Below are 15,712 nucleotides of genomic sequence, written 5' to 3'. Positions count from 1 at the left end.
ACAATTGTGGGCGTGAGCTGCGCGGATGTCTATCCCACAATAGTGGGGTCCCCCGGACGGAGGACACCGGCCGGATCGTGGCGTCGTCGGATGGTCTCCAGGCGTGTCCGCTGGTCGGTCGACCACAGCGCGTCGCGTTGGGTTGCCGTCCGCCCGGAGAAGTTGAGCAGCGCTCCACAGGAGTGGGCGGCCACTGCATCGGTGACGGCCGCGAGATGCTCACCGACCTGTTCGCCCAGCGGGCCGGCGGGTACGCCGATGGCGAGGACGGAGAACGCGCCGTCGCGTCCCACGACGGCGTTGGGTACGCGCTGCGGCGACCGCAACCGGCCACCCAGGAGACGGACCTCGACGATGGCCAGCGGGCTCGCGACCTGCGGCCCGGCTACCGCGAGCAGCGCGTCCACAGCAGACGCCGGGAAGTCGGCGAGTACGCAGCCGCGTTCGGCACTCGGCATCGGCCCGGGCGGGTCCATGTGTACCGCGTCGAGCGCAGCGGTCGGGAGGACGTCGATGTTCTCCAGGAGGATCGGACCTGCCGACCGCATCGGTGCGAGCAACGCGGCCGCGGTGGCCGGGTCCCCGGTGTGGGTGTAGCGGACGTGCACGGCGAGCTGACCCTGCAGGGGCGGGGGCAGGTTGGGGTCCGGCGGGAGGCGGAGGATCGCCACCGAGGTCCCGGCCTCCTCGGGCAGGGAGGGCGCCCACTCGCGCCAGGCGTGCAGGACGTCGGCGGCCGCCGAGCCGGCGAAGAAGATCCCGCCGCCGTAGATTGTGGGCAGATCGAAGAGCTCGAACTCGAGTGCGGTGACGATGCCGAACCCGTCCCGTCCGCCGAGCAGTGCCCAGAACAGGTCCGAACCCGCGGATGCGTCCACCGTGCGGACGAAACCATCGGCGGTGACGAGCTCGATCGACCGGACATGATCGGCGGCATAACCGAATTGACGACCCAGCGGACTCAGTCCGCCGCCGAGTGTGTACCCGACGACGCCCACCGACGACGACGAGCCGACGAGCCCGGTGAGGCCGTGCGGCGCGGTCGCGGCGACCACGTCGCGCCACCGCGCACCGGCTTCGACGCGCGCAGTCCTGGTCACCGGATCGACACTCGCCCCCGCCATCCGGGACGTGGTGACGACGACCGTGCCGCGCCCCTCGATCGGCGATCCGTGTCCGGTCGCCCGCGCACCGACCCGCATTCCGTTCGAGCGTGCATACCGCACGGCGGCGGCGACGTCGGCGGCGTTCGTCGCCCCGACGACCACGTCAGCGGCGGGTATCGCCGCGAGGTTGAAGCCGGTCAGTTCGGCGGTGTAGCCCTCGTCGGCCGGGGTCAGAACGGGACCGCTGACCGCGGAGAGCAGGACGCCGAAGTCGGTGAAGTCGATGGGTTCAGAGGTGATGGACACGATGCTTCCTTCGTAATGATCTGGGGATGAACGGGTTCGAGCGTCGGTGCTGCTGTGGTGGGCCGCCGGACTCGGCAGCTCCATGGGACTCAGAGTGGCCGACGCCCTTTTGTTCCCGCCATCCCTCGAACGCGGGAAATGCTCGCGCCAGAGTTCTGGGTTCGTGTGCGTCCCAGAAGTCTGGGGGGCGGTCAGTCGACCCGACCCCCGCTGGTTGAGCCGGCACCGAAGGAAGCCGCCGGGCCGAGCAAGCGACGAAGGAGCGCGTCGAGGTCGAGGCGCCGAGTCGAAGCCACTTGGTGACCCGACGCCGTTGCACAACCCCTGCGGACCCAGCCCCACACGCCCGGCGGGTTGCGGATGCGGCCCGGGGGAGCGAGTTCTCGGGATCTTCAGTCCACTTCAGACTCGCAACTCTCCATCCAGAATTTGTAACAGATGTGACTGAAGTTCACCTCTGTCAACGATCCACGCACAATCAACGCGAATCGACGCACACTCAACGAAAAATGCTGCACAGTCGACAGTTTCGAGATTTCGGAGCCTGTGGAAACTCCTCGTAGTCGAACGAATGTTCCGGTACCTTGGAGTCTATGCCAGAGCTCACCACTCTCCTCGATCAACTCATCGAGACCGCCCCACCCGCCGACGACCTCACCGGCAGAGCAACATTCGACGCCCTCGACACCTGGCGCCTGATCCGCAACCTTGCCGATCATCAGATCGTCGCGCACGCAGCACAACTCGATGCTCTCGGGGTCGCACAGAAAGCCGGCAACACCACCAAGAAACTGCTGATCGAGTCAGGCCACGCACCGGCCGCCGCGCACCGCACCATGCGAAGCGTCGATGCGTTGCCGGGGTTGCCTGCGCTGTCTCGTCATGCCGCTGACGGGCGGCTGTCCGGCGAGGTCGTCGATGCCATCGTCCGCGGCATGAACGAGATCGAAAAACGGTGTGGTGACGATGTTTCCGAGGGAGAACGCTCCCGGTATGAGATCGAACTCATCGCCCAAGCACTATCCGGCGCGACCCCGACACAGGTCCTCAACCACGCCCGCGCGATCGCCAACGCTCTCGCCGACGCCTCCGACACCGGTGTTCCCGCAGCCGACGACCCATCTCTGAACTCGGTGAACGCCCACACCACCGACGACGGCCGCGTCGAAATCCGCGCCGACCTCACCCAGATCGTCGGCGAGAAGTTCCTGGCCATGATCGACGAGCGGTCCTGCCCGCGACCCGAACCCGACGGAACCGCCGACCGACGCACCGCCGAGCAACGCCGCGCCGACGCCTTCGAACTGATCCTCGACCAAGCCGCGATCGGCGCCACCCTCGACACCGTCGGAAGCCCACGCACCCAGTTGATGCTGACGATCCCCGCGACCGGAGACCTCGCGACACTGCCGTGGACCGGGACGGTCAGCCATGCCACCGCGAAACAGGTGTCGTGCGACGGCTCGCTCACGGAGATCATCCTCGATGGTGAGGGCGTACCGCTTCAGATGGGCCACACCCACCGCCTGTATCCGGCACACCTCCGCAAGGCGATCATCGTCCGCGACGCCTGCTGCATCAAATGTGGTGCACCACCGTCACATACCCAGGTTCACCACATCCGGTCGTGGGCCGACGGCGGACCCACCGACCTCGACAACGGTTGCCTGCTCTGCCAGCGCTGCCACACCCAGGTCCACCACCACGGCTGGGACATCGTGATGGGTTTCGACCGACACCCCTGGCTCGTCCCACCCGCCAGTATCGACCCGCACCGCCGACCGTTACCCGCCTACAACCGACGCACCATGCGACTCGACGACGCCGCCTGAGCATCCAGCCAGAGACCACCCAGACTTTCGCGTAGCACCTTCCGCACCCGGAATCCGTCCGGGATCGCAACCGTACCTTGACAACTCCACAGTGATGTCCCTCCGTGCCCTGTTCCCGCTGCGATCACCTTCGGGAACGGGGGTTACGGACAACGCAAGAACGGCCCCGCTCACCGGCAATCGACCCGCGAGACACGCTCCGTAACGGTTCACTGCTCGACCGCGACCACCTGGCCGCCCCACCGATCACCCAGCCGGGTTCGGGTTCATGGCGAACGTCGAGCCGGCGCGCTCCGGTTGTGGCTCGCCTGACAGCAGCCCGGGTCGGCCGCATCCACAGCCGGCTGCGGTCGTCGGTGACGATCTCGGAGTGCGCCGGGCAGGAGTGGTCGTCGGCGGCGTGGTGCGGGTAGAGACCGCCGCGCAATGTCGTTACCGGGCCGGTGCTTTTGCGATCTCACCGGGCAGGACAACCGGGTGTCGCTCAGCGACACGTCGTGCTGAACGCGCCGTAGGTCAGTCCCCCAGCACTCGGTACGTCGCCGCCTCGAAGTCGCGGTACCCGTCGATCGATGCGGGGTCGACGAAGGGGAAGATCTGGGTGGCCCAGAAGCCGCCGATCCGGGTGTGGGGATCGATCCAGTAGTAGAGGTTGGCCAGCCCGGCCCACGACTGCGAACCCGCCTTGCGGCCGGTGGGGGTGTCGGTGTCGTTCACCATGAACGGATACGACCAGGATTTCGGTGTCCCCGGATCGAATTCGACATCGTGGCTCAGCGGCGGGATCACACCGGGCAGCCGCCGCACTGCGAGATCGCCGATCTGGTTGCGCAACGCCGTGGTGACGGTCTCCGGGCGCAGGATCTGTTGACCGCGGTCGGAGCGGCCTTCGCGCAACCACATTCGCAGGAAGGTCAGATAGTCGGGGACGGTGGACCAGAGGCCCTGCCCGCCCATGTCGATTTCGGGATCGACAGGCTGTTCCCAGCGGTGGTTGGGGACGAGCTCGCCCCGCTTGCGCATGTGCAGGACCGCTCGCCAACGCCGGGCGTCGTCGGACAGCGCGAAACCGGTGTCGGACATGCCGAGTGGGTCGAGGACCCGCTCGGCCATCACCTCGCGGAGACGGCGCCCGGTGACGGCCTCGATGACCTGGCCGGCCCAGTCCACCCCGGAGCCGTACTCCCACTCAGTGCCGGGATCGAACAGCAGCGGGGTTCGCAACGACGCCCTCGTCGCCGTGGCGACGGCGGGCACACCGTGGTCCGCGGTCAGTAGACGGTAGTTCTCGTTGAAGAAGTCGTAACCGAAACCGGCGGTGTGCGTGAGTAATTGGTGAGTCGTGACATCGGAGGCGGGTGGCCGCAGACGCGGCCGCCCATCGTCGTCGAAGCCTTCGATCACCTGCAGTTCGCCGAGCGCCGGGACGTAAGTGCGGGCCGGTGCGTGCAGGTCCAAGGCGCCCTCCTCGACGAGCTGCAGCGCGACCGTCGCGGTCACCGCCTTCGTCGCCGAGAACAGAGCGAAGACGGAGTCGACGGTCATCGGCTGCTCGTCGTCGAGCGCACGCACCCCGGCGGCACCGAGGAAGACCGTCTCCTCGTCGGTCGTGACGCCCGCGACCACCCCCGGCACCCGCGGCGCGCCCTCGGTCCGGGCGGTCAGGATCGGGGTCACCTCCTTGGCGAGGCGTTCGGCACGGACTGGTCCCGCAGAGGTCATGGAATGGTCTCTCCTCATCGAAGTGGAACGTGACCGGCCCCGACGAACGTCCGGAGTCGTTCGATGGCGAGGGTGAGGTCGTCGGTGGATGCGGCGTAGGACAGACGGACGTACCGGTCCGCGCCCGCGACCCCGAAGTCGTGGCCCGGGGTCAGGGCGACATGGGCTTCGGCGAGCGCCCGGTCGCAGAACTCGGCCGACGTCAGGCCCGTGGAGCCGACGTCGAGGTAGACGTAGAACGCGCCGTCGGGGATGACCGGCACGTCGAGTCCGATGTCCGCGAGCCCGTCCACGACGAGTTGCCGGCGTCGCGCGAACTCACGACGGTTCTGTTCGGCCACCGCCAGGGAATCCGGCGTGAAGCAGGCCAGCGCCGCGTATTGCGACGGCGTGGGCGGGCACACGTAGAAGTTCTGCGCCAGCCGCTCCAGCACCCCCACGAGTTCCGCGGGCACGATGCACCATCCCAGCCGCCAACCCGTCATCCCGAAGTACTTGGAGAAGCTGTTGATCACCACCGTCTCCGCGACGCCCGGCGAGTCGGCGGCCAGGATGCTGCGCGGCGGCCGACCGTCCGGTCCGGGGTCGGACAGCCCGAGGTAGATCTCGTCGACGATCGACCAGCCGTCCCGGGCCGCCGCGAGCTCGCACATGGTCACGAGTTCCTCATACGGCATCGAGGTGCCGGTCGGGTTCGACGGGGTCGCCACGATGACGCCGCGGGTCGCGTCCGTCCACGCGTCGTCGACTTCGGCGGCGGTGAGCTGGAACCGGTTGGCGGGGCTGGTCGGCAAGAGCCGGACCTGTGCGCCGAAGGCGTGCGCGAACTGGCGGTTGCACGGATAGGACGGGTCGCCGATGAGGACCTCGTCGCCCGGGTCGATCAACGCCGCGCAGCCCATCAGGAGGGCCGCCGACGCGCCGGCGGTGACCGCCACCCGCGCGGGATCCACCGACGCTCCGAAATGGTGGCCGTAGAAGTCTGCGATCGCCTCGCGCAACTCCGGGAGGCCGAGGGCACCGGTGTAGGCGAGGGGACGGCCGGTCGCCTCGCGGGCGGCGGCGAGGACCGCCGGCGGTGCCCCGAAATCGGGTTCGCCGATGTTCAGCTTGACGACGGAATGACCAGCCGCCTCGAGTTCGGCGGCGCGCTTCGCGAACTCCATCGCCTGGAACGGGGCGATCCCTTCGGCACGTCGGGAGATCCTCATGGGTGACATTGTGCGCGTCGGGATATCTGGCACCCGACCCCACCTCTCCGGCGGCGACGCGCACCGGCAGGCAGGATGTGGGGGTGCCCATTCCCGAATTCATCCGCGATCTGCGTGCCCAGGTCGGTACCCGCGAACTCTGGTTGTCCGGCGTCAGCGTCGTCGTCTGCGACGACGCCGGGCGGGTGCTCCTGACGCGCCGCGTCGACAACGGACAGTGGGCCGTCGTGTCCGGCGTCCTCGAACCGGGAGAGGAGCCGGCGCGGGCGGCCCTGCGCGAGGTCCGCGAAGAAACCGATGTCAGCGCCGAGATCATCCGACTGACCAGCATCGACGTCACCCCGCTGATCACCTACCCGAACGGCGACCGGACCCGCTATCTCGACGTCTGCTTCCTCGCGCGCCACGTCGACGGCGATCCCCGGGCCGCCGACGACGAGAACTCCGACGTCGCGTGGTTCGCGCCCGACGCATTGCCGTCCGACCTGACCGACACGTCGGCACTGCGGATCGAGAAGGCGCTGGCCGGCAACGCCGAGGCGTGGTTCCGACGGTAGGGGTTCCAGCGGTAGGGGGTCCCTCAGGGAAGTCCCTGAAGTTCGCCCCAGAAGTGCCGCCGAGCATCGCTTTCCGGCTTCGGCGGGCGCAGACTGGGCTCATGACCACATCGACGAACAACACCACCGGCATGACCTTCTGGAAGGTTCTGGGCATCATCGCGGTCGCGCTGATCGCACTGGCCGTCCTCGGCCCGCTACTCGAGGGACTCTTCTGGATCGCCCTCGTCGCACTCGCCCTCTACGGCGGCTACATGCTGTTCCGTTCGAACAAGAAGAACACGCCCCCGACCACCTACTGACCGGGCATCACCCGCCGAACAGCATCCAGAGCCCGAGGAACGTGTAGAAGACCATCAGCACCATCATGGTGAGCTGCCCGGTCAGCTGGTGCCGGCGGGGCAGGAGACGCAACGATGCGTCGTGCGCCGCGGCCACCCCCAACAGATGGCCGCCGAGTACGAACGCCACCTTCAGGGTCACCGTGACCGTCGGGTGGTCACTCATCACGTACACCGGATGAGCATCGCTGAGCCACAGCACATTCCATCCCCTCCCCAGCGGATCGCCGAGCGCGAGGACGGCTTCTTGTCCCTGTTCGACGAGTGACTGCAGGTAGTGGGCGAGGATGTAACCGATCACGATCGGGACCAGCGAGTGCGCCATCAGGCCGGGGAGGCGGCGCCGAAGGTCGGGATGCACACCGCCGACCGCGCGGGCGGCCGTCCAGAAGGTCACCACGACGACGCCGATGACACCAACAGGCCGGCGGTCGAGTACACGGTGGCGGCCGCCCGGCTGTCACCGGCACCGTCGGCGACGAGGTCCTGCCAGAACGCGATCGCCGAAAAGCTGTCGAAAGCGGTGGAGCCGAGCAGGATCGCGAGAACGGTGACGGTACCCGGGAGCACCGGGAGCGTGGGCAGCGAGTTCATCGGACTGCGGAGGATCACCCGGCCGGCGCTGTTGCGCGCGAACGGGGACAGGCGCGAGGCCACGGTGCTGTACACCGCGAACGGGTCGGCGTCCGCGGTCCACCGCAACCCGAAGACCACGCCACCGACGAGGGTGATGACCAGGTAGCAGAGAAGCCAGATCCGCACCGACGACACCGAACTCGGGTCGGGCGACGCCAATTCGAGCCAGACGAAGGCGAACAGGCCCAACGCCGCGGGCCACCAGCCCAGCCGACGCGGATACTCTCGCAGGCCGACGACCCGCGGGCACCCGACACCTTGGGCGGCCCGCAGCAGGGTGCGGACCGGCGACAGCAGTCGCCACACCGGTCCGAGAAGCACCGACAGCACGGTCATGCCGACCCAGAGCAGCACATAGAACGCGCCCGGTAGAGGGTTCTCGTCGTCGTCGGGGCCGACGGCGGCCACGATCAGCCATGCGGTGAGAACCACTGCGGCGCCGCTGATCACGCCGCGCACCCAACGGTTGTCGACGGTCGCCGTCACCCATCTCGGGAGCTCTCGGCCGGCGTCCGGCCGACCGAATCGTGGTGTACGCCAAGCGAACGCGATGACCGCGAACGAGATGGTCAGCGCCCAGGCGCCGCCGATCAACACCGCGGTCAGCGGGACGGGCAGGTACTCCGAACCACCCAGTCCGTGGGCGAGCAGAACGTCAGTCGGCCTCGCGGGCGGGGTCATCGGCCTCGTCTCTGGTCGGGGGAGCGGTGGAATCGGGGTCGCCGCCTGCCGGCTCGGCGGCAGTGCGGCCGGCCTCGCCCGGGCGGCCTGCGACGTCGTCCGCGTCGTCCTCGTCGTCCCCGCGTCGACGGTCGATGATCGCGATCGCGACGATGACGCCCACCACCAGGAACGCGGGGATCACGGCCGGCAGCGCCAGCACCAGCGGGTGCGTCGCCAGGTGGTGAACGCCGGGGTCGGCAGCGAGAGCGATCACGGCTGCGGCTGGAGTTCGGGCTCCCGCGCGCCCGATGTCGCCTCCCGGGCGTTCACCCGGCCGGCTCCCCACGACAGCGCCGCGATGAGCAGCAGCGAACACACGAGCACCACCAGGGAGGCGGCGCCGAACAGCCACGACGGGTAGTCGAACGTCCGCTCGCGCTGCAGGATCGATATCTCCGCGACGAACGGTTTCGTCGACGTCAGCTGAGCCGGCTCGCCCTCCGCGCCGATCGCCGGGTCGGCCGGCAGATACACCGGCACGCCCGCCATCGTGGTGCCGTCCTGTACGCGCAGGATGGTCTTCCATGATCCCGACACCGGCATCGGTTCGGTGGACCGGAAGTGGTTGGGGCCGACGCGCTCCAGCCGGTCGATGACGATGCCGCGGTCATTGTCGATCCCGCCCTGCCACGACATCAGCGTGACCCACTCGGGGTCGTCGCTGAGCGCGTCGGCCGGGTCGAGGAAGACCTCGGCCGTCACGTTCTCGTCGGCAGCCTCGTTCGGCCCGGCCGGGGTGAGGACGACGCGCGCCGTGACATCCGCGGGGACCGAGACCCGCAGGCCGTTGGCGACGGCCCCGCCGATCACCAGGACGGAGAGCACGACCGCGGTGATGCTGACCCAACGGGTCGGGAGCCGCTCGCCGACGCTGACGAGACCCAGCAGCCCGCCGCACACACCGGCCGCGATGCCCACGGGGATCGCCATCGCCAACGCCTCACCCCACATGCCGGTGACCCACGGGAACGGGTAGGCCGCGGCGATCCACCAGGACTCGATCCAGAGACCGAGGGTCGCGACTCCGAGCCCGGCCACCGCGCCGAAGAGCACGCGGCGCTTGAGCAGCGGGGTCAGCGCGAGCAGTTCGATGACCACGGCCGCGCCCAGGTAGAGCGGGAAGACGTTGATCGGCGCGCCCAGCGCCGGCCCGACGACGACCGCGACGACACCACGCAGCAGGATCGCGAAGACGGCCGCGACGAGCGCGGCGCCCGGCCCGAGACAGATCCGCGCGGCGACGAGGGCGAACGCCCCGGCCCCGGCGATCATCATCGGCTGCAGCACGAGCCGGAACTGCTCGACGCCGAAGTCGTACTCGATCTGGAACACCGACATGCCGATCACGAGCCCGCCGAAGGCCAGGCAGCGCACGAGCCACTGGCTTCGGCCGTCGTCCGGGGCGTCGGGACCCATCGCGGCCCGGCCCTCACGATCGAGGATCACGACGGCGATGAGCGACAGGCCCGCGCCGCCGATGAGCATCAGGTGGGTCGGGCCCCAGAGGGTGACGTCCTGGCCGAAGATCCGATGCCAGACGTCGTCGAGCGGGAACCCCAGCAGTGCGTAGAAACCGCAGCCTGCCAACAGGATTCCGCCCACCGGTGCGTACCAGTGACGCGTGATCCGGATCGCCGAGCGGCCGGGCTTGTCGAAGGGGAGGAACACCGACAGCATGCCGGAGATGAACAGCAGGAACAGGCCTACCAGGATGAAGTAGTGCGCCGGGTTCGCCAGCGGCCCCTCGTCGCGACCGTCGCCGATGTGCAGGCTCACGTCCCAGAGGAAGCCGAACAGCGCGCAGATGATCGTGCTGGTGAACAGGAAGATCGGCAGCGCCGCCCACGGTGGGCGGTTCACCCGGCGCGCGGCCCATTCGGACAGCGTGGTCAGCCACGTGATCTTGCGCGTGCGATGCAGATAACCGATCCAGAGCAGTCCGACCGACACGACGGCCGCCACCGCCGACATCAGGAAGACCTGGTCGAGTGCCGCTCCACCACCCTCGGCGGCGAGATGGACGCGCGTGACATCGCTTGTTGACATGGTCGAAGTATGCACAACCGCACCCGGGTCCCGGGAGTGCATTGGGCAAAACGGCGATCACGCGCGGTGAACGGCCCGCTCAGCTCATCCGACGGGGACGCACGACGACGTCGTGCAGATCTCCTCCGGCAGCTCGATCCCCGGGAGTCCGGGGATGTCGGGCAGGCCCGGGATGCTCGGCAATCCGGGCGCCGCCGGGGTCTCCGATTCCGGGGCCGGTGCCGTTGCCGCTCCGCCCGGCACGGTTACCCGCAGCGGTGCGGCGACCGTCGGGGTCGTCCCTGTCACCGGTGGGTTGGTGCCCCAGAACTCCTCGGCTGCCCCGGTGCCCGGTGGCAGCGTGATCGTGGTGCATCCCCAGTAGATGTCGTACCTGCCGTCCGGGATCGTCGTCGTCCCACTGGGTGTCGGCGGCGTGCCCTGAGAGATTCGCAGCGGCAACGACTTCGACGAGCCGGGGGAGATGAGCGCACCGAGCTCCTCCGGTGTCTGGTATCCGAAGACGACATTGGTCGGGGCTCCGCCGGCCGGGACGCCGACGATCTCGCAGCCGATGCGCTTCGCGGCGTTGTTCGTCACCGTCAGGGTGACGTTGTTGCCGGACACCGAGGGTGTCGCGGTCACATCGCTCGGCGCTGCGGTGGCGACGGGCGCGAGGGCGGCTCCGAATGCCGCTGCGGCGCACACCGCCAGGCCGACGGTGGCTGTCCGGACTCGGTTGCTCATACGGGTGTCCTTCCACATGGGTTTTCAGTACCGACCAGGAAAAAGCAAGTCGCACGGTCGTCGAAAATATGCGGGATTTCGCATCCCGTTCGATTCTCGTCAACGATTGTCAAGTCGTTCTCACCTGACTCTGAATCACACGACCGAATCGACAGAAATATCCGGTCAATGCTCGACCCGGTCATTCTTACAGATATGGGTAATGCCCGCAGAATGAGGGTGGAAAAGACATTCGGCGTCGGATTCGCAGGTTCGAGAGGCCGGGCGGCCGTCGCGGCGCCACCGAACACCCGGTGGCCTACGCGTCGGCTCGGTAATCTACTCGCGACGCAGGACGCCCGAACAGCAGGGCGACCGAACAGACCGGGGACGCCATGCCGACGGTGATCGCGACCATCAGTCTCAAGGGCGGGGTCGGGAAAACCACGCTCACGGGAGGCCTCGCCGACTTCCTCGCCGGCGTCTTCGGCAAGAAGGTGCTGCTCGTCGACCTGGACGCCCAGACCAACCTGACGACGATGATGATCGGGCAGGAACACTGGCTGACGTGCAACGCCCGGCGGCACACCGTCGCGACACTCTTCACCGACCTGCTCGACGGCACGGAATCGTTCGACCTCGAGGGCAGCGTGCAGCGCGATGTCTCGACCGTGGCCGGGCTCACCGGGATCGACCTGCTGCCGTCGTCTCTGGACCTCATCGAACTGGCCGAGGAGCTCAGTGCTCACCGGGTTGCTGCGGACGACCATCTGGCGGCCGTGGAGGTACTGACGAACGCGTTGGCCCCGATCGCCGGGCAATACGACTACATCCTCGTCGACTGCCCGCCCAACGTCGGACCGTTCAGCCTCAACGGGCTGGCGATGGCCGCCGCATATCTGATCCCGACCATCCCGGATGTCCTGTCCACATATGCGATTCCGCACATCCAGCGTCAGGTCGCCGATTTCGGCACCGAATTGGGGCGGGAAATCGTCGAATTGGGGGTGGTGATCACCAAGTACCGGGCGGCGTCGACGCTTCATCAGGACACGGTGCGGCGACTGAGACGGGACACCTCGATCCAGAACGTCCTGCCGACCTACCTGCACGAGGGCAATGCGATCGGTGCCGCCGCCGACTTCGCAACCTGGCCGAGCCTGCATGCGAAGTACGGCTACCACGGCCACTACGAACAGTTCCGCGATCTGACCCGCGCCGTGATGGTCGAGGCCGACGCCAAACTCGCTCGGGCCGAACTCGCTCGGGCCGAACTCTCGGGGGCGGTTCCGAGTTCCCGCGGCCCATTCGATCGACCGACGCCGAACCGCAGCTCAGGCGTCTAAGTTCATCTCAGCCGCCGACCGGTGGCGCCTCGTTCGACTCCTCAGGAGCTCCCATCATGCGCAAAGTGCACATCACCTCGGTTCTCGGCGCCGCAGCACTGGCCGTCGCCCTCACGGCGTGCGGTTCCGATGACTCGGCGTCGGGTGGCACCGACGCGGAGGCCACCGTGACCGTCGACGGTCAGGAACTGGAACTGGCGGACAAGACGGTCGGGTGCACCGACGCCGCGGGCAAGGTGACCATCGGGATCGGATCGGGTGGGGGCTCGGGTATCGGCGTCGTCCTGACGTCGGGTGACTCGCCCGAGGTGGAATCCGTGGGTCTGGGCTCGCTCGACGGTGTGGTGCTGGCCTATCAGAAGGGTGCCGGCGGCGGCAGCGGCGAGGTCACCAAGGACGGGGACACCTACACGGTCACCGGCGACGCATCCGGGATCGATCCCGCCAATCCGACCGAGCCCGTGACCAAGTCCTACGAGATCAAGGTGACCTGCCCCTGATCCCGGTTCCGCCGCTTGGTCTCGGTCCGGTGACCGGTCCGGTCTCGATGTGTACACATTTTCCCCGGACGCTGTTTGGCGCTCTGTCGGGCTGGGTACGTTCCGATTTGTAGCGATTCGAGAGGTCTTCGCGATCTCTAACGATTTGCACAACGGATCAACGACGACCCTTTAGGAGCAGACATGTGGGCCATCCTCGTATGGATTGTGATCGGCGGGCTCGCCGGCTGGATCGCCAGCAAAATCATGGGAACCGATGCACAACAGGGAATCATCCTCAACATCGTTGTGGGCGTCGTTGGCGGCTTGTTGGGCGGCTGGTTGTTGCAGGCGTTGTTTGACGTGGAGGGTGGTGGCATCTTCCTCACGTTCGTGACCTGCCTCGTTGGTGCATGCATCTTGCTGTTCATCGTGAAGCTGGTGACCGGGCGCGGTCGTCGAACTCGCGTCTGACAGCAGAGAATCTCCGCCCCGGCTCGACGTTCGCATCGAACGTCGAGCAGGGGCGGAGTCGCGTCGGGGCCGTGTCCGGGGCATATGCGTACGTTGGATTGGGTACGAGAGTGGCGACCGCACAAGTGAGCAACCGAAAGTGAGCATCCAGTGACTCGAGTGGCGATCATCGGCGGACACGGCAAGATAGCGCTGCGGCTGGCGCGGATTCTGTCGGAACGCGGCGACGAGGTGACCTCGATCATCCGCAATCCCGAACACGCCGAAGACGTCGCGGACACCGGGGCCGTTCCCGTGGTCGCCGACGTCGAGACCCTCGACACCACCGGCATCGCCACCGCGATCTCCGGCCACGACGCGGTGGTGTGGACCGCGGGGGCCGGCGGCGGCGATCCGAAGCGGACGTACGCCGTGGACCGCGATGCCGCGATCCGGTCCATGGACGCCGCCGTGCGGGCCGGAGTCCGCAGGTACGTGATGGTGTCCTACTTCGGCGCCGGACCCGATCACGGTGTGCCCGAGGACAACTCTTTCCACGCCTACGCCGAGGCCAAGGCGGCTGCGGACACGTACCTGAAGTCCACGGAACTCGACTGGACGATCCTCGGACCCAGCAAGCTGACCGACGAGAACGGCACCGGCAGCATCACGCTCGGCGGCGACCGGGTCGAGGGTGACCAGGTCAGCCGGGACAACGTCGCCCAGGTCGCGGCGGCCGTTCTCGACCATCCGGCGGCGGTGCACGAGGTGATCGAGTTCAACGACGGCGACACCCCGATCCTCGATGCCTTCCCACGGTCCTGAGGAGCCGGATTCCCCTCTTGCCGCCGTTATCGCGGCTTGTCGCGCGATCGTCGGCGACGCGCATGTCCTCACCGACCCGGACGCCACGGCAGGGTTCCTGACAGACTGGACCGGGCGGTATCGCGGAGCGGCGGAGGCGGTGGTCCGGCCCCGCACCACCGACGAGGTCTCGCGCGTGCTCACCGAATGCGACCGGTCGGGCATCCGGGTCTGCGCGCAGGGCGGCAACACCGGACTCGTCGGCGGCTCGGTGCCACCGGCCGCCGCCGTCGGCGAGCGCTGGATCGTGCTGTCGACGGTGCGGATGACCGACATCGACGAGGTGGACACCGTCGGTCGTTGTGTCGGCGCCCAGGCCGGCGCGACCGTCGAATCCATCGACCTCCGCGCCGCGGCGCACGGCCTGTCGTTCGGTATCGACCTCGCCTCCCGCCAGAGCGCGACCGCGGGCGGGGTCGTGTCGACCAATGCCGGTGGGACGCGGATGATCCGGCGGGGCAACGCGAGGTCGCAGATCGCGGGGATCGAGGCCGTCCTGGCCGACGGCCGCGTGCTCCGCCGGTGGACATCCCTCGTCAAAGACAATGTGGGATACGACCTTCCAGCCCTCCTGGCCGGTAGCGAGGGAACCCTCGCGGTGATCACCCGGGTCCTGTTCCGACTCGTCGCGCCGCCCTCGGCCGCGACCGTCGCGGTCGCCTCGATCGAGCGCGTCGAGAACGCCATCGGGCTGATCGGCGCCGCGTCGGCGGCGGGACTGACCGTCGAGGCCGCCGAACTGATGACCGAGGCCGGGGTTGCGCTCGTCGCCGAGTACGGGCACCGGCGCCCGACGACGCCGGGACCGTTCTATGTCCTTCTCGAGGCGTCGGGGACCGGGGACATCGAGACCGCGACCGCCGAGCTCCTCGGTGATGCCACCGGGATCATCGACGCCGTGCTCGCGCCGGCGCCGGCTCGCGCCCTGTGGTCCGGTCGCGAGGGCCACACCGAGGCCATCGCCCGGTCGAGCGCGACACCGGTCGTCAAGCTCGACATCTCGGTTCCGATCCGGGCACTGCCCGAGGCATTCGCCGAACTGTCCCGTGTGGGTGACGAAAACGAATTTTCCTGTCGGCCGATTCTTTTCGGACACGTCGGTGACGGCAACATCCACGTCAACCTGCTCGACGTCCCGCCGGCGCAGGCCGGCGCGGTCACCGACCACGTGTTCGGGATCGTGGCCGCCAACGGCGGGAGCATCAGTGCCGAGCACGGTATCGGCCGCGCGAAGTCGGCCTGGACGCACCTCGGCCGCGACGCCACCGACCTTGCGACCATGCGCGCGATCAAGGACGCGCTGGACCCGCGGGGAACCCTAAACCCGGGGGTGATCTTTCCGTGAGGACCGAACCGGTGGACCGAACCCGGCGGCGCGGGCGGCG

The 15,712-nt window shown here is 68.3% G+C and carries 14 protein-coding genes and 1 pseudogene; 8 read left to right on the top strand and 7 right to left on the bottom strand.

What is annotated here, in order from left to right; genetic code table 11:
- Positions 1 to 29 precede the first annotated feature (29 nt).
- Complete coding sequence (locus JW364_RS10155) at positions 30 to 1,412, bottom strand: FAD-binding oxidoreductase (protein ID WP_205333210.1); 1,383 nt, start codon at positions 1,410 to 1,412, stop codon at positions 30 to 32.
- A gap of 593 nt (positions 1,413 to 2,005) precedes the next feature.
- Here JW364_RS10155 and JW364_RS10150 point away from each other — a divergent pair.
- A complete protein-coding gene (locus JW364_RS10150; protein WP_205333209.1) occupies positions 2,006 to 3,244 on the top strand; it encodes an HNH endonuclease signature motif containing protein in 1,239 nt (412 codons plus the stop codon).
- A gap of 516 nt (positions 3,245 to 3,760) precedes the next feature.
- Here JW364_RS10150 and JW364_RS10145 read toward each other — a convergent pair.
- On the bottom strand, positions 3,761 to 4,966 hold the full coding sequence (locus JW364_RS10145; RefSeq protein ID WP_205333208.1) for a serine hydrolase: 1,206 nt from the start codon (positions 4,964 to 4,966) through the stop codon (positions 3,761 to 3,763).
- A 14-nt stretch (positions 4,967 to 4,980) separates the two neighbouring features.
- The gene (locus JW364_RS10140; protein WP_205333207.1) at positions 4,981 to 6,177 is read right to left on the bottom strand and encodes a pyridoxal phosphate-dependent aminotransferase; all 1,197 of its coding nucleotides are present in this window, start codon (positions 6,175 to 6,177) and stop codon (positions 4,981 to 4,983) included.
- A gap of 83 nt (positions 6,178 to 6,260) precedes the next feature.
- Between JW364_RS10140 and JW364_RS10135 the strand changes: the two genes are divergently transcribed.
- Positions 6,261 to 6,734: an NUDIX domain-containing protein gene (locus JW364_RS10135; RefSeq protein ID WP_058251917.1), complete on the top strand. Its 474-nt coding sequence runs from the start codon at positions 6,261 to 6,263 to the stop codon at positions 6,732 to 6,734.
- A gap of 101 nt (positions 6,735 to 6,835) precedes the next feature.
- Positions 6,836 to 7,036, top strand: a complete 201-nt coding sequence (locus tag JW364_RS10130; RefSeq protein ID WP_058251916.1) for a hypothetical protein — start codon at positions 6,836 to 6,838, stop codon at positions 7,034 to 7,036.
- Positions 7,037 to 7,043: 7 nt separating this feature from the next.
- Here the strand turns inward: JW364_RS10130 and JW364_RS10125 are convergent.
- The 4 genes and pseudogenes from JW364_RS10125 to JW364_RS10110 form a co-directional block, all read right to left on the bottom strand.
- Positions 7,044 to 8,392 (bottom strand): annotated as a pseudogene (locus tag JW364_RS10125) (hypothetical protein).
- A complete protein-coding gene (locus JW364_RS10120) occupies positions 8,367 to 8,648 on the bottom strand; it encodes a hypothetical protein (protein WP_058251914.1) in 282 nt (93 codons plus the stop codon). The pseudogene JW364_RS10125 and the gene JW364_RS10120 overlap by 26 nt, the downstream one beginning before the upstream one ends.
- A complete protein-coding gene (locus tag JW364_RS10115) occupies positions 8,645 to 10,480 on the bottom strand; it encodes a hypothetical protein (protein ID WP_065631870.1) in 1,836 nt (611 codons plus the stop codon). Before JW364_RS10115 ends, JW364_RS10120 begins: the two co-directional genes overlap by 4 nt.
- 84 nt (positions 10,481 to 10,564) lie before the next feature.
- A complete protein-coding gene (locus tag JW364_RS10110) occupies positions 10,565 to 11,206 on the bottom strand; it encodes a hypothetical protein (RefSeq protein ID WP_205333206.1) in 642 nt (213 codons plus the stop codon).
- A 374-nt stretch (positions 11,207 to 11,580) separates the two neighbouring features.
- Here JW364_RS10110 and JW364_RS10105 point away from each other — a divergent pair, with 374 nt between their 5' ends.
- The 5 genes from JW364_RS10105 to JW364_RS10085 all read left to right on the top strand — a co-directional run bounded on the left by JW364_RS10105 (position 11,581) and on the right by JW364_RS10085 (position 15,672).
- Complete coding sequence (locus JW364_RS10105; protein WP_058251912.1) at positions 11,581 to 12,531, top strand: ParA family protein; 951 nt, start codon at positions 11,581 to 11,583, stop codon at positions 12,529 to 12,531.
- 56 nt (positions 12,532 to 12,587) lie between these two features.
- Entirely contained in the window at positions 12,588 to 13,031 is a 444-nt protein-coding gene (locus JW364_RS10100) for a lipoprotein LpqH (protein ID WP_058251911.1), read from the top strand.
- Positions 13,032 to 13,214: 183 nt separating this feature from the next.
- Complete coding sequence (locus JW364_RS10095) at positions 13,215 to 13,484, top strand: GlsB/YeaQ/YmgE family stress response membrane protein (protein WP_058251910.1); 270 nt, start codon at positions 13,215 to 13,217, stop codon at positions 13,482 to 13,484.
- Between the two features lie 150 nt (positions 13,485 to 13,634).
- Positions 13,635 to 14,288, top strand: coding sequence for an SDR family oxidoreductase (locus JW364_RS10090; protein ID WP_165629752.1), 654 nt, complete (start codon positions 13,635 to 13,637; stop codon positions 14,286 to 14,288).
- Entirely contained in the window at positions 14,269 to 15,672 is a 1,404-nt protein-coding gene (locus JW364_RS10085; RefSeq protein WP_137810412.1) for an FAD-binding oxidoreductase, read from the top strand. The genes JW364_RS10090 and JW364_RS10085 overlap by 20 nt, the downstream gene beginning before the upstream one ends.
- Positions 15,673 to 15,712 lie beyond the last annotated feature (40 nt).

This window comes from Gordonia sp. BP-119, from assembly GCF_016924115.1.
In the GTDB taxonomy this organism is placed as follows: Bacteria; Actinomycetota; Actinomycetes; order Mycobacteriales; family Mycobacteriaceae; genus Gordonia; species Gordonia hongkongensis.
This window is presented reverse-complemented; position numbering and strand designations above follow the sequence as displayed.